The organism is Pseudoalteromonas sp. TP27 (genome assembly GCF_056470645.1).
On the sequence record NZ_JARDAK010000002.1, the window covers coordinates 125,936 to 148,665 of the forward strand.

At 38.0% G+C, this 22,730-nt stretch carries 18 protein-coding genes; 10 read left to right on the plus strand and 8 right to left on the minus strand.

All coding sequences use genetic code 11. The features are described from left to right. Positions 1-200 precede the first annotated feature (200 nt). Positions 201-2,984, plus strand: coding sequence for a hybrid sensor histidine kinase/response regulator (locus PX700_RS02855; protein ID WP_479519795.1), 2,784 nt, complete (start codon positions 201-203; stop codon positions 2,982-2,984). 59 nt (positions 2,985-3,043) lie between these two features. On the opposite strand, the gene PX700_RS02860 is transcribed toward PX700_RS02855, so the two are convergent. Both PX700_RS02860 and mutY read right to left on the minus strand, forming a co-directional pair. Next, positions 3,044-3,316: an oxidative damage protection protein gene (locus PX700_RS02860; protein ID WP_166419311.1), complete on the minus strand. Its 273-nt coding sequence runs from the start codon at positions 3,314-3,316 to the stop codon at positions 3,044-3,046. Positions 3,317-3,351: 35 nt separating this feature from the next. Beyond that, complete coding sequence (mutY, locus tag PX700_RS02865; RefSeq protein WP_479519796.1) at positions 3,352-4,413, minus strand: A/G-specific adenine glycosylase; 1,062 nt, start codon at positions 4,411-4,413, stop codon at positions 3,352-3,354. A 161-nt stretch (positions 4,414-4,574) separates the two neighbouring features. On the opposite strand from mutY, the gene trmB reads away from it, so the two are divergent. The 4 genes from trmB (at position 4,575) to arcA (ending at position 9,353) form a co-directional block, all read left to right on the plus strand. Continuing rightward, positions 4,575-5,300, plus strand: coding sequence for a tRNA (guanosine(46)-N7)-methyltransferase TrmB (gene trmB / locus PX700_RS02870; RefSeq protein ID WP_309167584.1), 726 nt, complete (start codon positions 4,575-4,577; stop codon positions 5,298-5,300). A gap of 65 nt (positions 5,301-5,365) precedes the next feature. Further along, the gene (locus tag PX700_RS02875) at positions 5,366-6,391 is read left to right on the plus strand and encodes a methyltransferase (RefSeq protein WP_309167585.1); all 1,026 of its coding nucleotides are present in this window, start codon (positions 5,366-5,368) and stop codon (positions 6,389-6,391) included. 151 nt (positions 6,392-6,542) lie between these two features. Then, on the plus strand, positions 6,543-8,147 hold the full coding sequence (locus PX700_RS02880; RefSeq protein WP_309167587.1) for a sensor histidine kinase: 1,605 nt from the start codon (positions 6,543-6,545) through the stop codon (positions 8,145-8,147). A 489-nt stretch (positions 8,148-8,636) separates the two neighbouring features. Beyond that, positions 8,637-9,353, plus strand: coding sequence for a two-component system response regulator ArcA (arcA, locus tag PX700_RS02885; protein WP_002962549.1), 717 nt, complete (start codon positions 8,637-8,639; stop codon positions 9,351-9,353). Between the two features lie 16 nt (positions 9,354-9,369). Here arcA and arcB read toward each other — a convergent pair whose 3' ends face one another. After that, positions 9,370-11,688 (minus strand): aerobic respiration two-component sensor histidine kinase ArcB, encoded by a 2,319-nt coding sequence (arcB, locus tag PX700_RS02890; protein ID WP_479519797.1) that lies wholly within the window; start codon positions 11,686-11,688, stop codon positions 9,370-9,372. 232 nt (positions 11,689-11,920) lie between these two features. Between arcB and folE2 the strand changes: the two genes are divergently transcribed. The 4 genes from folE2 to PX700_RS02910 all read left to right on the plus strand — a co-directional run bounded on the left by folE2 (position 11,921) and on the right by PX700_RS02910 (position 15,328). Next, positions 11,921-12,841 carry a GTP cyclohydrolase FolE2 gene (folE2, locus tag PX700_RS02895; RefSeq protein WP_479519798.1) on the plus strand — a complete coding sequence of 307 codons (921 nt, stop codon included), beginning with the start codon at positions 11,921-11,923 and terminating at the stop codon, positions 12,839-12,841. Between the two features lie 115 nt (positions 12,842-12,956). Next, entirely contained in the window at positions 12,957-13,553 is a 597-nt protein-coding gene (locus tag PX700_RS02900; RefSeq protein ID WP_479519799.1) for a DUF2726 domain-containing protein, read from the plus strand. A 122-nt stretch (positions 13,554-13,675) separates the two neighbouring features. Beyond that, a complete protein-coding gene (gene mtnN, locus PX700_RS02905) occupies positions 13,676-14,383 on the plus strand; it encodes a 5'-methylthioadenosine/S-adenosylhomocysteine nucleosidase (protein WP_479519800.1) in 708 nt (235 codons plus the stop codon). Continuing rightward, complete coding sequence (locus tag PX700_RS02910) at positions 14,384-15,328, plus strand: cobalamin biosynthesis protein CobD/CbiB (protein WP_479519801.1); 945 nt, start codon at positions 14,384-14,386, stop codon at positions 15,326-15,328. Between the two features lie 256 nt (positions 15,329-15,584). Here the strand turns inward: PX700_RS02910 and tyrS are convergent, their stop codons facing one another. After that, the gene (gene tyrS, locus PX700_RS02915; RefSeq protein WP_479519802.1) at positions 15,585-16,784 is read right to left on the minus strand and encodes a tyrosine--tRNA ligase; all 1,200 of its coding nucleotides are present in this window, start codon (positions 16,782-16,784) and stop codon (positions 15,585-15,587) included. A gap of 323 nt (positions 16,785-17,107) precedes the next feature. On the opposite strand from tyrS, the gene PX700_RS02920 reads away from it, so the two are divergent. After that, positions 17,108-18,421, plus strand: a complete 1,314-nt coding sequence (locus PX700_RS02920) for a peptidoglycan DD-metalloendopeptidase family protein (RefSeq protein ID WP_479519803.1) — start codon at positions 17,108-17,110, stop codon at positions 18,419-18,421. A gap of 89 nt (positions 18,422-18,510) precedes the next feature. On the opposite strand, the gene PX700_RS02925 is transcribed toward PX700_RS02920, so the two are convergent. The 4 genes from PX700_RS02925 to oadA form a co-directional block, all read right to left on the minus strand. Then, positions 18,511-18,687, minus strand: coding sequence for a hypothetical protein (locus PX700_RS02925; protein ID WP_415636373.1), 177 nt, complete (start codon positions 18,685-18,687; stop codon positions 18,511-18,513). A 13-nt stretch (positions 18,688-18,700) separates the two neighbouring features. Continuing rightward, positions 18,701-19,672, minus strand: a complete 972-nt coding sequence (locus PX700_RS02930) for an aldo/keto reductase (protein ID WP_479519804.1) — start codon at positions 19,670-19,672, stop codon at positions 18,701-18,703. Positions 19,673-19,799: 127 nt separating this feature from the next. Continuing rightward, on the minus strand, positions 19,800-20,930 hold the full coding sequence (locus tag PX700_RS02935; RefSeq protein WP_007378925.1) for a sodium ion-translocating decarboxylase subunit beta: 1,131 nt from the start codon (positions 20,928-20,930) through the stop codon (positions 19,800-19,802). A 14-nt stretch (positions 20,931-20,944) separates the two neighbouring features. Continuing rightward, positions 20,945-22,726, minus strand: coding sequence for a sodium-extruding oxaloacetate decarboxylase subunit alpha (oadA, locus tag PX700_RS02940; protein ID WP_479519805.1), 1,782 nt, complete (start codon positions 22,724-22,726; stop codon positions 20,945-20,947). Between the last annotated feature and the right edge of the window lie 4 nt (positions 22,727-22,730).

A 22,730-nucleotide genomic window follows, 5' to 3' on the forward strand; every position in this document is an offset into this window, starting at 1 on the left:
CTGTTTGAACGGTTTTCAAGCAACTCAGTACATTTTTTATTAATAACGTTCATTTTTACCACAAATCAGACTATAACGATTAATAAATATAACTAAATCAGACTAAAAACGTAGTGAATTATTTTTCGTAAATGTTACGATTACAACAATTATACAATAAAGACTTATTGTATTTAAATATAGCAACCAGGGAACGTTAAATGCAGAGTAAATTCTCTTCACCGGTAAAAGGCTTATTACCTCTTTTTTTGATCATTAATATTGCTGTAACAGCACTTGCTATTGTTGCTCATTCATTCTACGCACAAACTGAAGTTAGCACAGCTCAACCCAGACCGCCGGTTAATATAGTAACGCTCGCCGATAGATTAGATTTACCTATGGTTGATGCATTAACTATGTACGGTCAAGGTAAAGTAAAGCAGTTACTCGATTTAACACATTTATTAGATAATGACTTTGAATATACTTTATATCGATTTAATACTACATCTGATACTCAGTTAGTATACAACAGTAGTAAGCCTGCAATCGACTCCGTTAGAGCTGAAAAGCACTTAGTGGAGCAAGGTATTATGCACCACCTGCTATTGTTAAATGATGAGCCAATTGGCGAGCTTATCATTAAGCAAAATTTGCATTCCACACCTTTAAGCACTCAAGATTCTCAAGTAATTGCTTATATAATTGCTATAGCGTGTGTTGCTGCATTATTTATACTTACTTTAATGTTTAATATGTACATTAATACTCGCTTACGTAAAAGCACTGACACCCTTACGCAAGAGCTGCAGGCAATCATCGACGATGCCAATTACAATAGTAATGTTGACGAGCAACTCGATATTGGCCTAGGTGTAGTTGCAAAACACATCAACTTATTGCTACGAAAGGTACAAACTGCAATGAGTGAAAATGAAGCTGCACAAAAAGAGCTTTATAAATTACAAAATAGTCTAGAAGGCGAAGTGCAAAATCGTACTTTAGCGCTTGAGCAAGCCACATTAAAAGCAGAACAAGCAAGCGAGACTAAAACAACGTTCTTAGCAACAATGAGTCATGAAATAAGAACGCCAATGAACGGCGTTATAGGGACTATTGATTTACTGCGTCAGACAGAACTTGATGGCGCCCAGCATCGCTTAAGTACGATTATTCGTGAATCAGCATTCTCACTATTGAGCATTTTGGACGATATTTTAGACTTTTCTAAAATTGAGGCCGGAAAGCTAAATATTGACCCTATCCCGTTTTCGGTAACCGATACCATTGAAGAAGTTGCTCGAGTACTTTCCTCTGTTGCTAAAAAACGTGAGCTTGATTTAGAGCTAGCAATAGCACCAGATATTCCTATAAATCTTACCGGTGATAGCGTACGTGTACGTCAGGTTCTTTATAACCTATGTAGCAACGCAATTAAATTTACGAGCACTGATGAAAAAACTCAAGGCCATGTAAAAATATCAGTAGAGGTGGTGCATAATACGACCGATCACTTTACTTTACGCTTCTGCGTAACTGATAACGGTAAAGGGATGTCGCAGGCACAACTACGCGAAATATTTAATCCGTTTATTCAAGCCGAAAATTCGATTACCCGAGAATATGGAGGGACAGGTTTAGGTCTTTCTATTTGTAAAAGCTTAACTGAGCTTATGCTAGGGACTATTCATGTAACTAGCCATACAGGAATTGGCAGTGAATTTACTGTTGAATTACCATTTAGTACATCGGGGAAAATTAAGTACGCACACAAAGGTGCATTAAATGGTAAGAGGATTATTGTAGTTAGTAATCATTTAGAACGTGAAAAAGTAATGTACCGCTACTTATCGTTTATGGGCGCTAAAATTACTTATGTACATACTGAAGAAGAAGCTGAAGAATATCAGCATACGCAAGATATTATTTGGGTGGCTGATGGCATAGACAATATGGATAAAACAAACGCGCTGCTAAGACGTTTATTTTATTCATTAGAAGATTATAACCAACAGGTTGTTGTACTAAGCAAGCTCGATGAAGCGGCTATAAATCATAAAAATATTTTTTATATTAATGCCTCTCCTTTATGTAAGTCTAACTTTATGCTGTCTATTTTGGTGGCTGCTGGGCTGCATACTCCTAAGCAAATTAAAAAAACCAAAACACTTAATAACTATTTAAATGTTGAGCAGGCTCGTAAATCAAATAAATTGATTTTACTGGTTGAAGATAACCTCCTAAACCAGCAAGTGCTGACCGATCAACTACACATACTAGGCTTTGGCGTTGAAATAGCCAACAACGGTGAAGAAGGCTTAGATATGTGGAGAAAAGGTGATTATTCGCTTATTTTAACCGACTTACACATGCCTAAAATGTCAGGTTACGATATGGTTGAAAAAATTCGTAATGAAGCTGAGCTATTAGAGTCTATTGATGCACAGCCTTACATTATTGCTGTAACAGCAAATGCACTTAAAGGCGAAAAAGAGCGTTGCTTAGCCGTAGGTATAAACGACTTCATTACCAAACCCATAGAGCTAAACGCGTTAGAAGGCACTCTAAAACGTTGGAGCGATAAGCAAAGCCAAAATCAAAATGTGATTATTCACCAAGCAACTGCGCTACCTATTGATATGGAAGCAGTTGCTAAATACATAAATGGTGATGACGCTAAGCAAATCCGCTTTTTCAAAATGTATTTAGAACAAAGCCAAAGCTTAATTAAGAGTATTAACTCTGGGGTAATGGTTAACGATTTAGATGAGATTATTGAAGGCTGTCATCAATTAAAATCTATCTCCAAAACCATTGGTGCCCAAACGGTGGCCGATCTTTCAAGCGCATTTGAAGATAAATGTAAAGAAGGTGATCTCACAACCGATGAGTTAATAGACTTAAGAGATAAACTAGAAATTGAATACTCTAAAGCAGCTCAATTTCTAAAAGAACAAGTTAGAACAGCCCAAGCAAAGCAAGAAGATGAACTTGCAGATTAATATAACTATGCTTTAGACATAAAAAAAGGGCTAATCAGCCCTTTTTTTATGTCTAAAAATTACTTTTCAGGCGGTCGATAACCTTCAATTTCTACATCTTTGTCTTCAAACAAAAAACCAACCATTTGTTCTTCTAAAAATGTGCGATGCTCTGGATCCATCATATTCAAATGCTTTTCGTTAATAAGCATTGTTTGCTTATGTTGCCACTGACCCCAAGCTTCTTTAGAGATGTTATTAAAAATCTTTTCACCAATTTCACCAGGGTATAACTGAAAGCCAAGGCCTTCGGCTTCTTTTTGTAACTTTTGACAAAATACTGTACGTGCCATGATTGATTCTCTCTAACGCTAAATATGGGCCTATTCTATACTATTGCTGTAATTTGTTTAACCAACTTTTTAGTTGGTGCTGCTAGGCCAACCTCTATTGATTGATCAAGCGGATACCATACCAATTGTTTATCATTTACTACATCAGGTATTTTACTAACATTGAGCACATGCGGGTTAATTGTCAGCTCAAAGTGTGAAAATACATGAATAAATGTTTCAAGCTCTACTAAGGAAGTTTCTAACTCTTGCTGAGCTAAAAACACCTCAAGCTCTTTATATTCATTAAATTCAAAAAAACCAAATAACCCACCCCAAATACCGCTATTAGGGCGTTTCTCCATAAGCACCTTATCGCCGCACTGTATAATTAACTGATGACAGCTCTTTTTAGGTACTGCTTTTTTAGGTTTAGAATGTGGGAACTCTTTTACTTTTCCTGTATTAAAAGCACCACAGCCGGAGTTTAATGGGCAAGCCCCACAATCAAAACGACTGCGTGAGCAAACACTCGATCCTAAATCCATCATCGCTTGATTAAATTCGGTAACATTATTATTAGGCGTTAATTGCTCTGATAAATGCCAAAGTTGGTTTTCTACCTTTTTAACGCCGTACCAACCTTCAATCATAAAGTAGCGTGCTAATACTCGCTTAACATTTCCATCTAAAATTGGATGATGCTGCCCAAGCGATAATGACAAAACAGCTCCGGCGGTAGATCGCCCTATTCCCGGCAAGTCCATTACTTCATCAAGTGTTTGAGGAAACTCACCTTGGTATTTATCACGCACTATTTTAGCTGTTTTGTGTAAGTTACGTGCACGGGCGTAATACCCTAAGCCAGTCCAGTGGTGCAGTACCAAATCTTCATCCGCATCAGCTAAAGCAATAATATCTGGAAAGCTTTGCATAAATTTTTCAAAATATGGGATAACAGTAATAACTTGAGTTTGCTGCAGCATCACCTCAGATACCCACACTTTATAAGGAGTTTTACCTAGCTGCCACGGAAGTGTTTTACGCCCATGAAGGTGATACCAATCAACAACTTGGTTAGAAAACCAATTTGACTGTTCTTTATTTAAATCCAACATATTTTACTTTTACTGATGCTCAATGGCGGCTCAGTCTATTGTAGTTAATAAAAAGATCAAGCTATAGGCGCTGTAAAACCAGCTAATACTTGTGATTGCCGGCTTCGTCAGGGATAATATGCAACCATTTTTAAACACATTGTTTTTGTCAGGCCAATAATATGAGTGAATCAAGCAACACTAACCTTGAGCAAGCTAAGCAAGAAGGTAAATACATCCGCACCATTCGCAGTTTTGTAAAACGCGAAGGTCGATTAACCAAAGGCCAAGCCGCTGCAATCGAAAAATGCTGGCCAACAATGGGCCTAGAGCATAAAAACGGGATGCTTGATTTAAGCGAAGTTTTTGGCAACAACAACGATGTAGTAGTAGAAATTGGTTTTGGTATGGGTAAATCGCTTGTCGAAATGGCAACAAATGCTCCACACCTAAACTTTATTGGTATTGAAGTGCACCGCCCAGGCGTTGGTGCGTGTTTAATGGATGCTGATGAAGCGGGCATTACAAACTTACGTATTTTTGAACACGATGCAATTGAAGTACTTGCAGACTGTATACCTGACGAAAGCTTAACAACACTACAGTTGTTTTTCCCTGATCCTTGGCATAAAAAGCGTCATCATAAACGCCGTATTGTACAAACTGAGTTTGTTGAAAAACTAAGAACCCAACTTAAAATGGGTGGCGTTTTTCATATGGCAACAGATTGGGAAAACTACGCAGAGCATATGCTCGAAGTTATGAACGTAGCCCCTGGTTTTAAAAACCAATCTCAAACAAACGATTATGTTCCACGTCCAGATTTGCGCCCGCTTACTAAGTTTGAGCAGCGCGGACATCGCCTAGGTCATGGCGTGTGGGATCTAATGTTTGAACGTACTGAGTAATTAGTAACTTTAAGCACTCATTTTTACTTTTATAAAACTAAACATACTGTAAGGCAAAGCCATTTATGAGCGTACTAACCAACCCAAGTTTACTGTTACTTCGTAATAGCGAGGCACTAACGGGCAAATCTATCTTGGTGGTCAACTTTGTTCAAGATGGCTTTTTAGCAGAGCTTAAAAAACTTAACCCGCAAAGCAAGGTAACTGCGTTTAGCTATAACCATGCTAACGGCGAGTTTGCTAAAAACACCAAAGACGTTGATATCCATGTAAATCACACAATACCTGGTAGCGGCTACGATTTAGTTATTCTTTACTACCCTAAATCTAAACCAGAATTACTAATGGCACTTGATAATATCCGTTCTGCTATTACTGATGATGCCGAGCTATTAGTTGTTGGTGAAAACAAAAGTGGTGTTAAATCAATTGAAAAGCAATTAGCGGGTAAAGCTGAGTTTAGTAACAAGATTGATTCGGCTAAGCATTGCGTGCTTTATTCATTTGCTGAAATTTCTAAACACCCTCACTTTGATATTACGACTTATCATAAAAAGTTTGTCGTTAATGTTGCCGACACCGAGTTTACAGCGATCAGTATTCCTGGAGTGTTTAATCACGGTAGTTTAGATATAGGAACGAAAGTTCTACTCGAAAACGCACCAAAAATTAAGCAAGGTAGGGTTCTCGACTTTGGTTGTGGTGCTGGCTTAATCGCGACCTTTTTAGGGCTACACAACCCATCTCTTGAGTTTGTGTGTAGTGATGTAAGTGCACTGGCAACTTATGCAACAGAGCAAACTTTAAAGCTTAACAACATCAAAGGCGAAGCTATATTAAGCGACGGCCTTAAAAGTATCACCGGTAAATTTGATTTAATTATTAGTAATCCACCTTTTCATACTGGTATTGCAACCGACTACACAGTAGCAGAAACATTTTTAGCAAATGCAAAACAGCATTTAACTAAAGTTGGAAAGCTAAATATCGTCGCTAACAGCTTTTTAAAATACCCACCTATTTTAGAAACGCAATTTGAAAGCTATCAAACCGTTTTTAAAAACAATAAATTTGCTGTGTACAGTAGCTAATTTAACTCTATACAATGATTGAGCACAAACGTGCTTAATCTAACATTCGAATAAATATAAGAATTAATTTAGTTTTTACCCTTCACTTTCCTTCTTATTTGCTAAACTAAAATTCTAAATAATTAAAATTAATTCAGGCGATAATGAAATAATGCCTAAAAAAGTTCATCAAAGTAGCATTCGTAAAGCACTCATAAATTTAATTATGCTTATTACAGCTATTTGTTTATCGCTATCTATTTCTATTTCAACGTACTTGAGTGTTAAAGAGCAAAAGCAATTAATTATTAATAAACTCGTTATACTTTCTGAAATTGTAGCTTTTGATGCGGGTAAATCAGTAGCTGAAGATGATAGAAAAACAGAAGAGAAACGCCTCAAGTCCTTTGAAAATATCCCTCTTGTAAAAAACATACATATTTACTCAATAGAAAAAACATCTCAAAAACCTGCTTTTTTTATTAGCTTTAATGCAAAAAAAACGCCTCCAGTTCCACTAAAAACAGACAGTGTCGATGAGCTAGCCACACCACGTATTACGAGTGCACATATAGAGCTAACTCGCCCTATTTATAATAATGAAAAACTCATTGGCTATGTTTATATGCGTGGCAGCCTAGAGAGCTTAGAAGCATATATAGAACAAAAAATATTTATTGATGTATTACTCACTCTATTAATATTAATGGTTGTGTACTTTATCGCAACAAAAGTTCAACGACGAATAGCCAAACCGATAGAACAATTAAGTATGTTATTGCAAGATGTATCTAAAAATCATAACTACGATGCGCGAGCGCCAGTAACTGATGTAAAAGAAATAACCGCTCTTTCAAATAGCTTAAATATCATGCTTGCACGCACAAAAAGGCAACTTGAGCGCCACGAAAAAGATAAACAGGAAATAAAACAGCTAAACCAAAACCTTGAAGAAAAAGTAAACCACAGAACAATCGCTCTCAGAGAAGCAAATCAAGAACTCTTATCAACCCTTGAGCGAATGCACCAGTATCAAACACAAATTGTTGAAAACGAAAAAATGGCGTCTTTAGGGCAAATGGTGGCAGGTGTTGCACATGAAGTTAATACACCAATAGGGCTTGGGATTACAGGCTCAACCTTACTTCGCGATAAATTAGCAGATATACAACAAAGCTTTAATGATAAAAAACTGACTTCAAGCCACCTAAAACGCTTTATAGATGAAGGCATAGAAAACTTAGACTTAATCTATCGTAATCTAAATCGCGCCGCAGACCTTATATCCAACTTTAAAAAAGTAGCCGTAATCCAAGACGACGGTGTTAATACCTATATTAATGTACATACATTAATAACTGACGTTTTAACATCAATTCAATCTGAGTTACTGTCTAAAAAGCCTATTGTTACTATTAACTGCCCAACCGATTTAGCTATTCATAGTAAGTCAGAACCTCTACAGCAGGTGTTTCAACAGTTACTTATGAACTCTGTAATTCATGGATTTATAGGTAAAGAAAACAACGAAATTCGCTTTGACGTAGAGCTGGTAGGGAAGAAATTAACAATCGTTTATTCTGACAATGGCCAAGGCGTTGATAAAAACATTAAAAATAGAATTTTTGACCCCTTTGTAACTTCAAAGCGTGGACAAGGCGCAAGCGGCTTAGGGATGCACTTGGTATACAACCTAGTAACACAGGCACTTGGTGGAAGAATTATGTTTGATCTTGAAGAAAAACACGGTGCTCGCTTTATAATTACTATTCCTTAAATAAAGATCACTAAAAGTACATATTTTTAAAATTTATCCTTGAATTAGCATTTAATGACCTCATTAATGAGGCATGTGATAAGCGTGTAACGTTATTTAATTGCATTAAATAAGTATTACCAAGCGATTTATGAACTTTTTTATCTTTGCTGTATCACATACATTGATGAAAGGTTAGAAAGTGATATAGTTTTGCTTTGAATTTGTCTGATTATTTTAAGTTCCTTGTTTGATTGAATGATGTTTCAATTATTAAAGGAAAATGGCTTCGACTTTATGATTCAAATGACTACATCTACGTATATATCAATTAAACAGTAGTTTTTGCACGGCCCTTTTTATTAGACTTTGGACACCCTGCTGTTTTATTTTTATCCAATTTGTTTTTTCCTTGTTAACAAATGGGTATAATCCTATAATCTCTAGTAATCGGTTATAAGTTCATCACCGGTTTTTTATAAATAAAATATTCCAAAAGGTTAATTAATAATGCAAACGCCAGTCATTCTAATCGTAGAAGATGAAGACGTAACTCGACTGAACCTAGTTAGTTTATTTGAAGCTGAAGGGTACAAAGTTATTGAAGCCATTGATGGCGATGATATGCATGACAAGCTTACAAATAACGATGACGTTAATCTTGTAGTTATGGATATCAACCTTCCTGGTAAAAACGGTCTTATTTTAGCCCGTGAATTACGCCAAAAACGTAAAGTAGGCCTTATATTCCTAACTGGTCGCGACAACGATGTTGACCGTATTTTAGGTCTTGAAATTGGTGCAGATGACTATGTTACTAAGCCATTCAACCCGCGTGAATTAACTATTAGAGCTCGCAACCTAATTACTCGTACTGCTTTAGGCGGTGAAGAGTCAGCACTAGAAACAAATGGTGTTATTACATTTAATGGTTGGGAACTTGATGAAAACAGCCGCTGTCTTACTTCTCCAAATGGCGACGCTAAACGTTTACCAAAAGGTGAGTACAGAGCACTTCGTTTAATGCTTGATTCTCCAGGTCGTATTTTCAGCCGTGAGCAATTAATTAAGCATATGACGGGCCGTGAGCTTCGTGCTAATGACCGTACTGTTGACGTTACTATTCGTCGCATTCGTAAGCATTTTGAAAGTGATAACTCAACGTCTGAGTTAATCAGCACCATCCATGGTGAAGGTTACCGCTTTATCGGTAAAATTGACGCTTAATTAGAGTAAATTAGCTTTACTCTAATTGTTGTAAAAATAAATGAAGGGCTTTTTGTCCTTCATTTATTTTATCTGCTAGAACATCTAACCACTGCTTTAACACTTCATCAGATTCATCAATCGCACCATGTTCCATTATTTTGGCATGAAGCTGCACATCATTAAGACCGACGGAGCCAGCCGCACCTTTAAGCTTATGCGCTACTGATTCATATTCTTCTCTATCGCCGGCAGTTAATGAAGTAAGTAACTCTTGCTGATACTGCGGACTTAGCTTTTCGAATAGCTGACTACTGCGTCTAAACACAACTAAGCCCATCGAATTTACAAAGTCTTCTATTGTTTCAATATCTAATAAGTGTGCATCAATACTCTCAAGCGCTTCTTCACTGACTTTTAACTGTGGCTCTGTGCATTCACTTTGCTTAATACCAAATAAATCAGCCAGCATTTTATCAAGCTTCACTGTGTTAATTGGTTTAGCCAACGCACCTTGTATTGAAATACCTTCAAGCTCTTTTTCAGCACTGCGTACATTGGCAGTTAAAGCAACTATTGGGAGCTTATCAAAGTGGCTATCTGAGCGTATTTGTTTAGCAACCTCGTCACCGTTTATATCTGGCAATTGCATATCAAGTAGTACTAAATCTAAGTCATCTTCGGTTTCGACAAACGAGAGTGCATCTTCACCGGTTTCAGCCCATAACACCTCATGCCCGCGTTGCTCTAATAAGTTTGTAGCAATCTCAGCATTAAGAGGCACATCTTCTACTAGTAGAATATACAAACCTCGGCCAACATAACTTTGCTCGGTAGGTGCTACGCATAAACTAAGTGGTATTTGCACTGTAAAGCAGCTTCCTTCGCCTTCAGTACTATTTACTGTAATTATCCCTTTCATTGCACTTACAAGTGCCTTAGTTACAGCTAAACCAATACCAGAGCCTATGGCATTAGTACCTTTTAAATCCGGCGCTTTGTAATACATATCAAATATATGAGCAAGCTGCTCAGGCGGAATACCTTGACCTGTATCCGACACTTTAATAACTAACCATGGGCCTTCTACACGATTTTCTCGGCTACATTCGAGTGTTACTTTACCCTGTTGAGTAAACTTAACAGCGTTATTAATTAAGTTCCAAACAACTTGGCGTAAACGAGTCGGATCGAGCTGTGCATAAATATCAAGCATGCCATTGCGCTTAATATCAAACTCAAGTTCTTTTTGCTCTGCTATTAAACCCGCAAAGTTAACTACATCGTTTATAAAGTCTGACACATTAATAGAGTTGGTCGCTATATCGAGCTGATCTCTATCTATTTTATCTAAATCAATAATATCGTTAAAAATATTACCGAGTGTTTCAGCACTCGAAAAAATAGTATTACCCCAACTACGTTGCTGTTTGTTTAAATCAGTATCAAGCAGCATTCGTGTTAAACCAACAATACCATTAAGCGGAGTACGCAGCTCGTGGCTTAGCGTAGCAATAAACTTACCTTTATCTTTGTAGGCAGTTTCAAGTGCTTGAGCTGCTTCTTTACGGCTAGTAATATCTCGACCAAAACCCAGTAAACCAATGTAGTCACCGTCATCATTTATAAAAGGTAATTTACGAAGCTCAAACCAACGTGTTTCACCGTCCACTTCATAGCCTACATCTATAGTCAGCGCTTTATGGCTTTGCTCTACTTCTTTATCGGTTGCTAAAACTTCAGCTAAAAAATGACTCGGGAATATCTGTTCAACCGTTTTGCCAATGAGTTCGCTGCTTGATTTCCCCATTACTTCTTCAAACATTTTATTACAACCGGCAAATACACCATTGTTATCGCGGTAATAAAACAAATCAGGAGATGAATCAACTATTGAGCGTTGCAACATACTTTGTTGAGCAAGTTCTTGTTGAGTTTTTTTACGCTCAGCAATTTCTCGTCGTAACTCTTCAATAGCGCGATGCTTGGCATGGAACGCCATTTTCCGTTCATCAATTTCAATATTTAAACGGCTAATATTATCTTTTAAGGTTTGATTTAAAAGCTTTTCTTGTTTGGTTGCGCTATCTAAATAAGCGTACGAGGCATCTAATTGGCGAATTGAATTAAGCAATACACTTATAATTAAAGGGGAAACCACAGCAGTAAAAAACACCACGGCCAAAATATCAACAAGCTTTAATTCACCAATCGCAACATAATAAAACATGCTCGATAAAATAAGAGATACAGTTAAAAATAAGGTGTAACAAATAGCTGCGGTTTTAAATTCACCAAATCGCGTTATTGAGCTGGAAAGTACCCGAGCCCAGGGGCTCAAAGAATAATCGGTCATACGTAATTTTATCTCTTAGCTGTGTGCTTAAATATAAAGAAGGTAATGCGCATGTATAAACATACCATTTCCCCAGATTTTAGCATTTTTCTTCTCCCTATATTCATGTTGTGCGATAAAAACAGAATTTTTCATGTTTGATTTTGCTTCTCTCCTCAACTCATCATTTCAGCAATAAATTATTTAGTGTAAAATGCCCCGCTTTATTATCTCTAAAATATGAGTAGCGCACATGCAAACCAATATGCCAGATATAGCAGACACTGCACCCGCTTTACAAACAGGTAAATTAGACTGGGTGGGCATGGGCGAAATAGAACTGCCATTTATTTTTGAGTCACGAGACTTACCACCGGTTACAGTTAATGCTAAAGCGCGTGCATTTGTAAATTTGCATAAAGAAGATGCGAAAGGCATTCATATGTCGCGCTTATTTTTGGCACTTGATCTGCTTTCAACCGAGCAGCAAGTTAATCCGCAAACAATAGCGCAAGCACTCGACACCTTTATAACGAGCCATGAAGGGCTTAGTGATAAAGCACAAATTGAATTTAAATTTGAATTACCGCTACGCCGAAAGTCATTATTGAGCGGCAAAGCCGGCTGGAAAAGCTACCCTGTTTTACTAACTAGCACAATTGAAAATAACGTTATTAGCTATGAGCTAACCGTAGATGTTACTTACTCCTCAACGTGCCCATGCTCTGCTGCACTTGCGCGCCAACTTATACAAAATGCATTTAACGAAAAGTTTAACCAAGAAACCTTAAGCCAAAAAGATGTGCACGAATGGCTAGGCACTACACAAGGCATTGTAGCGACACCTCACTCGCAGCGCTCTATTGCCAACGTAAAAGTAAAACTTGATAGCAATATTCAAGAATTTGATGTTGTGACGCTAATTAATACCCTTGAAGCTGAGCTAAAAACACCAGTACAAGCGGCAGTTAAGCGTGAAGATGAGCAAGAATTTGCCCGTTTGAATGGTCAAAACCTGATGTTTTGTGAAGATGCCGCACGTAAAATTAAAGCATTGTTAGAAGCAGACGCTTACAGCGATTATTGGCTGCAAATAAACCATTATGAATCACTCCATGCTCATGATGCTGTAGCTGTTGCGGTTAAAGGTATTGAAGGTGGCTACAAAGCTTAATTGCTGCGTAGTTTCACTTTTAAAAACAGACGGTATTTATTTTATAACTCATAATTTTTAGGCACGTAAATTGCTTTGCTTAAGCAGTGTCAATTTGTTGTTATGGAGTTACCGTATGGAATTCGCTTTATTATTAATCCTAGTGTTAGTTGTCGGGGCCTCTGTTGTTGCGTCAAAATTTAATGACGATGGCGGAAACCCGTATCCTTTTACCCGCAAGCAAACTGTTTTTACGCAGGTTGAAGGCGCTTTTTTAAATCTTCTCGAGCGTGCTGTTGGCGACCAATATAAAATTATTAGTCGCGTTAAGTTAATTGACGTGATTGATTGTAAACAAGGGCTTTCTGTCAAATCAAAACGCGCTGCCTTAGCTAAAGCTAAAAACAAACAACTCGACTTTGTATTAATCGACAAAGAAAAACTGACAATTGTTGCCGCTGTTGACCTAGTTAACAATGCCAACAAAGACGGTCACAAAGCTCAACGCGACTGGTTTGTAAATGGTGCACTGGAATCAGCAGGCATTCCACATATTCGCATGAAGGTTAAATCTGGTTATCGCCCATCAGAAGTGCGCGACGCCATTATGTTTAAAATAGGTAAGCCTACGGCAACGCAAACGCAGCGCCCTGTTCGTAATAGATCTCAAAAGCCAGCGGTACTTTCGCCCTCACAAGCTAAAGCACAAACAACTGCTTTAGCTGAAATTTAAAAACCGAATTAAATACCTTCCTAAAAAGTATTTAAAGCGGGCTGTGAAAACTGCTCGCTTTTTTGTTTTTTATAGCTAACTTCACGTATAATCAAGTAATTCAAACTCAGGAATTAAACATTATGAATGTTGGTATTATTGGCGCAATGGAGCCAGAAGTTAAAATTTTACGTGAAGCAATGCAAAACCCACAAATTTTAACTAAAGCAGGTTTCACCTTTTATACTGGCGAGCTAGCTGGTAACACAGTAACACTTGTTCAATCTGGTATTGGTAAAGTTGCCTCAACAATTGCAACCACGTTACTTATCGATAACTTTAAACCTGATTGCGTAATTAACACAGGCTCTGCCGGTGGGTTCGATCCATCACTAAGTGTCGGCGACGTAGTAATTTCGTCAGAAGTACGTCATCACGATGTAGACGTGACTGCTTTTGGTTACGAAATTGGCCAAGTTCCACAAATGCCAGCAGGCTTTGCAGCTCACCCTAAATTAGTTGAAGCAGCACAGCAAACAATCGCAAAAATTAGTGATGTTAAAACACTTGTTGGTTTAATTTGTACTGGTGACACATTTATGTGTGACCCTGTACGTATTGATAAAGCACGCTGTGACTTTCCTACAATGCTTGCCGTTGAAATGGAAGGTGCTTCAATAGCGCAAACGTGTTTCACACTTAATACACCGTTTGTTGTTATCCGCTCTATGTCTGATATTGCAGGTAAAGAATCACCGCAATCATTTGAAGAATACCTAGAAACAGCATCAATCAACTCATCTAAAATGGTTGTCGCACTTTTAGAAAAGCTAACTGCAGTGTCTTTGTAAATGCTTAGCAATATTGTTCAAAACCACTTGGACTTTATTGCCTTTATACTAGCGCTCCTTGCTGAGCGCTTTATTCCTCTTGTTAGCTGGTATCACCCCAATACAGCGCTAAATGCTGTTTTTAGTGCTATTGGCAAACGCATATACAAAAGCAAAGAACCTAAGAGTTATCAATATTTAGCAGCTATACTCGCAAGCACGCTTATTTTAAGTGTTATTCTCATTATTGTAGTGTTACTGCTCGAGTTTGCTTTTTACCCAGAGTTGCTCGCAGGCCTTATTTTATATTTATGCCTTGAAAGCAAAAGTGTTGATAAAAAAGCACTCCGTATTGCAAAGCTCACTAAACAAAATCAAAAGTCGACTGCGCGCGAATTGCTAAAACCACTACTTGCTCGTGAAGTTAATAGACTTTCATCCTCAGGCATTATCAAAGCATTAATAGAGAGCTTAATACTACGCACTGCTCGATATTATTTCGTAGTCATATTTATATTTCTAGCATTTGGCCCTATTGCAGCCCTCGCCTATCGATTGCTTACCTTAATACAACACGCGTGGCGTAGTGACATATCCCCAAATAGCTACTTTTTAAAACCGCTTAAAACCCTCTTGTTTATTATTGAATATATACCGGTGCGCTTACTGGCTTTAACTATTGCAGCAAGTAGAGCGAGCAAACAAAGCATGCGCTACATTAAGTATTACGGCAAACATTTTTATCAAACAAATACAGGTTGGCTGTTAAGCACATGCTCTGCATCACTTGGCGTGCAACTGGGCGGGCCAGCAGTTTATTTAGGTACTCGCTTTAATAAAATGCGTATTGGTACTGATAGACTACCTACACCCGAGGATGTACCTGTAATAATTAATAGATTAAATCAAGCGCGTGTATTTTGGTTGTTAATAATTGTAAGTATCGAAATATTAAAAGTGATTTAGTGACTATTTAGTGACTACCTCGTAACTACTTATACCAACCTGCATAAATCTTTGATCAATTTAACGAATTAAATCTCACTATAACGTCGTTAAAATTTTTTTATTTAGAACAACTAGATACAAAAATTTTTGCCTAGTTCTAGCGTGATTTTCTTAACGTTAAATAGGCCCCATATATAAGCAGATTGGTATTACAGACCCCAAAATACAAGCACAAAAAAACCAGCCTAGGCTGGTTTTTAGTTTCAAACTGTATTTAAGCTACAGTGATGTTTGCAAACTTACGCTTACCTACCTGGTAAATAGCCGTTGTACCTTTCGCTACTTCAAGTTTGGTATCAGTGATTTTATCTTCACCGTTAAGTTTAACTGCGCCTTGCTTAATCATACGCATTGCTTCTGATGTACTTACTACTAAGTTTGCTTCTTTAAGTAAGTTAGCAATTAAAATAGTATCTTCTGCAATAGTGACTGTTAGCTCTGGGATTTCATCTGGTAGCGCTTTTTTCTGAAAACGCTGGATAAAATCGTCATGTGCACCTTGTGCATCAGCTTCACTATGAAAACGAGCAATTAACTCTTTAGCTAGTTCAATTTTAATATCGCGCGGATTAGTACCTTGCTCAACACGTTCTTTTTGAGCTGCAATTTCTTCAATAGAAAGCGCGCTTAATAAATCGTAATAACGCCACATTAGCACATCACTAATTGACATTATTTTACCAAACATATCGTTTGGTGCATCAGTAATACCAATGTAGTTACCAAGTGACTTAGACATTTTTTGAACGCCGTCTGTCCCTTCTAGTAATGGCATCATTAATACTGTTTGCGGCTTTTGGCCTTCAACTTTTTGTAGCTCACGGCCCATTAATAAGTTAAAGCGCTGATCAGTACCGCCTAGTTCAACATCTGACTCTAGTGCAACCGAATCCCACCCTTGTACTAATGGATATAAAAATTCATGAATCGCAATTGGTTGACCGCCTGCGTAACGCTTTTTAAAGTCATCACGTTCAAGCATACGCGCTACTGTTTGGTTAGCAGCAAGTTTAATCATGCCTGCAGCGCCTAACGTCTCCATCCAGGTCGAGTTAAATGCAACGGTGGTTTTAGCAGGATCTAGAATTTTGAATACTTGTTCTTTATATGTTTCAGCATTGGCTAGTACGTCTTCGCGAGTAAGTGGCTTACGCGTTACGTTTTTACCTGTTGGGTCGCCAATCATGCCAGTGAAGTCACCAATTAAGAAAATAACCTCATGACCTAAATCCTGAAAGGTTTTCATTTTATTAATTAGTACAGTGTGCCCTAAGTGTAAATCGGGCGCTGTAGGATCAAAGCCTGCTTTTATTTTTAGCTTTTTGCCCGACTTTAGTTTTTCAACTAGTTCGTCTTCAATTAATATTTCTTCTGCACCGCGTTTTATCTCTGCTAGAGCGGTTTGTAAATCCACTGTGTATTACTCCAAAATTCTGCCGACGAAGGGGCGACTAGTTACTTGTGTAGTCACGGTTTAATAAAGGTTTAAACCGAATAAATAGATGTAGCTAACATAACAAATTTCTACCTAATTAAAACAACTTTTTAAGTGATTCATGCAACTAAACTAAATCAATTAAGTCTTAGCGAGGTAGAGCGTTAAAAAAGGCTTTCTAACCTCGATTTTAGCGCAGTTTAAGGTTAGTTTAAATCTACAAAACACTAGTATTCGTACATTATTAAGTATATCCTGCAATATTATGTATTTATTATCTTGACAGCAGAAAAAGGCACGTTATGGTTCACGTGGTTAACACGCTCCCCAAAAAACACAAATTGCTTATTCTAGGTTTGGTTTCTGCTATTGTTGGCTTAGCCTTTCTTCCTTCTGAAAAAGCCACTGCTTCCAAAGACAATAGTGCGAATGCATTAGAGATTGGTAAGCGCTATGAGTTACAAGTTAAAGTTGATAACAACGAAAAATTAACTGAGCTAAATTCAGAGCAAGCAGCAGAAAAGTTACCAGAATACGACTTTGTCGATCATAAAATTAAAAATGGCGACAATTTAGCAATTATCTTTAAGCGTGCTGGTTTTTCAGCTCAAACGCTTCATAAACTAATTAACACTAATGCAGAGACTCGCAAGCTAACTAAAATTCATCCAGGTGAAATACTTAGTTTTGCTACCGCTGAGGATGGCTCTTTAGCTCAACTGCGTTATGTAATTTCAAAAACAGATACTTTATTTGTTACCTTAAACGAAGAAGGTAATTACGATACAGCTATCGATAGTAAAGAAATTGAAACGCTAACTAAAACCGCTGGCGGCGAAATATCTAATAACTTTTGGACTTCAGCAATTGCGGCAGGTTTAAGCGAACGTCAAATAATGAACTTTGCTGACATATTTGGTTGGGATGTTGATTTTGCAAATGATATTCGCAAAGGCGATGTGTTTGGCTTAATTTACGAGTCTCATTATGTTGATGGCGAGTTTATTGGCACTGGTAAGATTATTGCTGCTGAATTTGTAAACCAAGGTCAGCGCTTTGCAGCGATTCGCCATACTGACGGCAATTTTTATACGCCTGAAGGGCGTAGCATGAAAAAAGCTTTTTTACGTGCACCTGTAAACTTTAAGTATATTAGTTCGAGCTTTAACCCACGTCGCTTACACCCAGTTACTGGGCAAGTTAGAGCTCACCGTGGTATCGACTTTGCAGCACGTACTGGCACACCAGTTGTTGCATCAGGTAATGGTAAAGTAATTAAAGCAGGTTACAGCAAATACAACGGTAACTACGTATTTATTAGCCATGGCACGCAATATGTAACTAAGTACTTACACCTAAATAAGAAACTAGTTAAAACGGGTCAAAAAGTTAAACAGGGCCAACAAATTGGTACTGTAGGTTCTACGGGTCGTGTTACTGGCGCGCATTTACACTATGAATTTTTAGTAAATGGCGTGCACCGTAACCCTAAAACTGTAAAACTTCCTAAGTCAGAGCCATTACCTCGCTCAGAACTTGCTAAGTTTAAACCTATTGCAGATAACTTTATTGCCCAGCTTGAGCGCAATCGTGAGCTACAATTAGCACTTAAATAAAATTTATTAATAAACATTAAAAAAGCCTTTGCAGGCTAAACCTGCAAAGGCTTTTTTTGTACGCTATAAACCATTAATACATTAATACATTAATACATTAATACATAAATTAGCTGAATAACTAAAGACACCATCACTAATGGCCAGATATATTTGCTGTATTTGGTTGCGCCATCCAGCCCCATTTTACTTTGATATTTTTCAAGCAAAGGTATAAGTACTGCAAGTGCTACAAACAAACCAATTAAAATAACGAATATGTTCATATTAACGCCCTACTTATGGTAATTCATGGCCTTTAGCGCTTACATAAAGTGCATACCAATGCTCACGAGTTAGCTCTACGTTTACTGCATCACATGAGGCTTTAATGCGTTTAGCATTAGTAGTACCAATTATTGGCTGAATCGATGCAGGAAGGCGAAGTAACCATGCCAGCACAATAGCCTCAGCAGAAGTATCGTAAAGTGCAGCTAGCTTATTAACTAAAAGGCTGGTGTTTATATCGGCCTGGGATGCGTTTGATAAATCACTACCGCTGTATAAACCCTGGCATAAACTGCCCCAGCTCTGAATTTGAATTTCAAAATGACGACAGTATTCAATGCTTCCTGGAGTAAAATTGAGATTTTTACCATCAGCGTTACCCGCATATATACCTTCATCAATAAACTGGTGCTTTTGTAAGCTCGCTTCAATTTGATTAGCAACAATAGGCATATCAAGTGCGTGCTGTAAAAAATTCATTTGGTGTTGCTGCATGTTAGATACTGCAAAATTACGTACTTTGCCGCTTTCTTTTAGGCAGCTAAATATTTGTGCTATTTCGTTCACTTCCATTAATGGATCGGGACGATGCAGCATCAATACATCTAAGTATTCTGTATTTAATTGTTTTAAAGATGCTTCAACTGATTGCTCAATCCACTTAGCCGAAAAATCATAGCGCTTTGGCCCTAAGTCATCTTCAAAACGGATCCCACATTTAGATTGAATATACATGTGTTCTCTAAGCTCTGGTCGCTCACTTAGTGCTTGTCCAAAAACCTGCTCCGCTTTACCGAAAGTGTATATATCAGCATGGTCAAAAAAGTTAATGCCACCTTCAATAGCATTATCTATGCATTCATGAGTTTGCTTAACATGTGCATCAGTGATTGCGTCTTTATTCCAACCGCCGCCCAGACCCATGCATCCGAATACAAGTTTACTAACATGAGGTAAGTGCTTTGCTAAAGGTGTGTGAAGCATGGTAACTATCCTTAAAGTTTTGAAGAATAGTCACTGTAAACAAAAAAGCTTTATCTAGCTACAAATTAGGCACAAAAAAAAGCGCAGTAAACTGCGCTTAATAGTTAATCTATTTTAAATTACACTTTTAGCCAACGAGTGCTAGCAATATGCCTGCTGCAACTGCACTACCCAGTACACCCGCTACGTTTGGACCCATAGCGTGCATAAGTAAAAAGTTATGTGGGTTACTTTCAAGGCCCACTTTATTAACCACTCGTGCCGCCATTGGCACAGCAGATACACCCGCAGCACCAATTAATGGATTTATAGGTGTTTTAGATATACGGTTAAGCCCTTTTGCCATAAATACGCCCGACGCTGTACCAATTGCAAAAGCCAATGCGCCAAGAACCAAAATACCAATCGTCTCAACAGTTAAAAACTTATCTGCAGCAAGCTTTGAGCCTACAGCTAAGCCTAAAAATATAGTTGTAACATTAATAATTTCGTTTTGAGCACTATTACTTAAACGGTCAACAACACCCGACTCTCGCATTAAATTACCTAAGCAAAACATACCTACAAGCGGTATAGCAGCCGGTAAAAACATTGCCGTTAAACTAAGTACCATAAGAGGGAAAATAATCTTTTCCTTTTTAGATACCTTACGTAATTCAGGCATCTTAATTTGGCGCTCTTCTGGTGTGGTTAACGCACGCATAATTGGCGGCTGAATAATTGGTACAAGTGCCATGTATGAATATGCAGCTACCGCTATTGCGCCTAGTAGATCAGGTGCCAGCTTTGATGCTAAAAATATGGCAGTCGGTCCATCAGCGCCACCAATTATGGCAATAGCAGATGCATCCTGTAGAGTAAATTCAAAGCCTGGCACGTAGTTTAATAGTATTGCGCCAAACAAAGTCGCAAAAATACCAAACTGCGCCGCAGCACCAAGTAACAACATACGAGGGTTTGCAATAAGCGCGCTAAAATCGGTCAGCGCCCCTACGCCCATAAATATCAATAGCGGAAAAATCCCGGTATCAATACCTACGTAATAAACGTAATACAAAAGCCCACCAGGGTCTGACAAACCTGCCACAGGTACATTTGTTAAAATCGCACCAAAACCAATAGGTAATAGTAATAATGGTTCAAAACCTTTAGCTATCGCTAAAAACAGTAATAAACACCCTACCGCAATCATTATTAACGATGGGATTGTAAAGTTAGCAATGCCAGTAGCATTCCAGAGGTTTAAAATACCGTCCATCCTCTATTTACTCCCTATGCTAATGCAATCATAGCGTCGCCGGTAGTTACAGCATCGCCTTCACTAACTAACACTTCAGCAATTGTTCCGGTGTGCATAGCGCGTATTTCAGTTTCCATTTTCATGGCTTCCATAATAATCACTACATCACCTTCGTTAACAACTTGCCCAGCTTTTACCTTAATCTTAAAAATATTACCGGCTAAAGGTGCGTTAAGTGTTTCGCCCGATGCAACCGAAGCAGACTGAGGAATGTGCTCAGAGTCTTTTAATGTTACCTCTTTTAGCTCACCACCTTGCGCCACTACTACGTCGTAAACTTTACCGTCTACTTTTACGCTGTACTGCTCAGCTTTTACGCCGTTATTATTTGATCCCGATTTTGGTGTTGCCTTATTGCTCTTATCTTCAACGGTAGGAATAGGCTCAAATGCATCAGGGTTATTACGATTTTTAATAAACTTCAAACCAACTTGTGGAAATAATGCATAAGTTAGTACGTCATCAATTTGCTCATCAGCAAGTGTTAAACCCTGCTCTTGCGCTTCTTTTAATAATTCAGCTTCAAGCGTTGCAAGCTCTGGTGCAATGTTATCTGCAGGGCGACAAGTAATAACCTCTGCTCCATCAAGTACACGCTCTTGTAGCTCTTTATTCATTGGTGCTGGTGTTAAGCCATATTCACCTTTTAGTACGCCAGCAGTTTCTTTAGTGATTGTTTTATAACGCTCACCGGTTAGTACATTAAGTACCGCTTGAGTACCTACAATTTGCGATGTTGGTGTAACTAAAGGTAAAAAGCCAAGATCTTCACGTACACGTGGGATCTCAAGCAAAACTTCATTAAGCTTATCTGCCGCGCCTTGCTCTTTAAGCTGGTTTTCCATGTTTGTAAGCATGCCACCAGGCACTTGAGCAAGTAAAATACGTCCATCAACCCCTTTTAAGCTACCTTCAAATGCCGCATATTTTTTACGTACATCTCTAAAGTAAGCAGCAATTTCTTCTAGATGGTTTAAATCAAGGTCGGTATCGCGCTCAGTTCCTTCAACTATCGATACAATAGTTTCAGTTGCGGTGTGTCCGTAAGTCATACTCATAGATGAAATAGCGGTATCAAGCATATCAATGCCTGCATCAATCGCTTTTTGATAAGTCGCAGTACTTAAACCAGTTGTAGCGTGGCACTGCATAGCAATAGGAACCGATACGGTTTCTTTAAGTGCTTTAATTAGTTTTTCAGCATCGTACGGCTTTAATAAACCCGCCATATCTTTAATACAAATTGAGTGACAGCCTAAATCTTCTAATTGCTTAGCAAGAGTTAACCACATATCAAGTGTATGAACAGGGCTTACTGTATACGAAATAGTACCTTGAGCATGTGCGCCTACTTTTATAGCCGCTTTAATTGCTGTTTCAAGGTTACGTACGTCGTTCATTGCATCGAATATACGAAATACGTCAACGCCATTTTTATGTGCGCGCTCTACAAATTTTTCAACTACGTCATCAGCGTAATGGCGGTAACCTAATAAGTTTTGACCGCGTAATAGCATTTGCTGTTTAGTATTAGGCATCGCTTTTTTAAGCGCACGAATACGCTCCCAAGGATCTTCGCCTAAATAACGAATACATGAATCAAATGTAGCACCGCCCCATGATTCAATAGACCAATAACCTGCATCATCTAGCTTGCTAGCAATAGGTAGCATATCGTCTAGGCGCATACGTGTTGCGAGCAATGATTGGTGCGCATCGCGTAATACCAATTCTGTTAATTTTAATTTAGCCATGTGT

What these genes read in the sequence shown, in the direction of transcription:
- PX700_RS02855 (WP_479519795.1), top strand. Translation starts at nt 201, where the DNA reads ATGCAGAGTAAATTCTCTTCACCGGTAAAAGGCTTATTACCTCTTTTT.
- PX700_RS02860 (WP_166419311.1), bottom strand. Translation starts at nt 3,316, where the DNA reads ATGGCACGTACAGTATTTTGTCAAAAGTTACAAAAAGAAGCCGAAGGC.
- mutY (WP_479519796.1), bottom strand. Translation starts at nt 4,413, where the DNA reads ATGTTGGATTTAAATAAAGAACAGTCAAATTGGTTTTCTAACCAAGTT.
- trmB (WP_309167584.1), top strand. Translation starts at nt 4,575, where the DNA reads ATGAGTGAATCAAGCAACACTAACCTTGAGCAAGCTAAGCAAGAAGGT.
- PX700_RS02875 (WP_309167585.1), top strand. Translation starts at nt 5,366, where the DNA reads ATGAGCGTACTAACCAACCCAAGTTTACTGTTACTTCGTAATAGCGAG.
- PX700_RS02880 (WP_309167587.1), top strand. Translation starts at nt 6,543, where the DNA reads ATGCCTAAAAAAGTTCATCAAAGTAGCATTCGTAAAGCACTCATAAAT.
- arcA (WP_002962549.1), top strand. Translation starts at nt 8,637, where the DNA reads ATGCAAACGCCAGTCATTCTAATCGTAGAAGATGAAGACGTAACTCGA.
- arcB (WP_479519797.1), bottom strand. Translation starts at nt 11,688, where the DNA reads ATGACCGATTATTCTTTGAGCCCCTGGGCTCGGGTACTTTCCAGCTCA.
- folE2 (WP_479519798.1), top strand. Translation starts at nt 11,921, where the DNA reads ATGCAAACCAATATGCCAGATATAGCAGACACTGCACCCGCTTTACAA.
- PX700_RS02900 (WP_479519799.1), top strand. Translation starts at nt 12,957, where the DNA reads ATGGAATTCGCTTTATTATTAATCCTAGTGTTAGTTGTCGGGGCCTCT.
- mtnN (WP_479519800.1), top strand. Translation starts at nt 13,676, where the DNA reads ATGAATGTTGGTATTATTGGCGCAATGGAGCCAGAAGTTAAAATTTTA.
- PX700_RS02910 (WP_479519801.1), top strand. Translation starts at nt 14,384, where the DNA reads ATGCTTAGCAATATTGTTCAAAACCACTTGGACTTTATTGCCTTTATA.
- PX700_RS02920 (WP_479519803.1), top strand. Translation starts at nt 17,108, where the DNA reads ATGGTTCACGTGGTTAACACGCTCCCCAAAAAACACAAATTGCTTATT.
- PX700_RS02925 (WP_415636373.1), bottom strand. Translation starts at nt 18,687, where the DNA reads ATGAACATATTCGTTATTTTAATTGGTTTGTTTGTAGCACTTGCAGTA.
- PX700_RS02930 (WP_479519804.1), bottom strand. Translation starts at nt 19,672, where the DNA reads ATGCTTCACACACCTTTAGCAAAGCACTTACCTCATGTTAGTAAACTT.
- PX700_RS02935 (WP_007378925.1), bottom strand. Translation starts at nt 20,930, where the DNA reads ATGGACGGTATTTTAAACCTCTGGAATGCTACTGGCATTGCTAACTTT.
- oadA (WP_479519805.1), bottom strand. Translation starts at nt 22,726, where the DNA reads ATGGCTAAATTAAAATTAACAGAATTGGTATTACGCGATGCGCACCAA.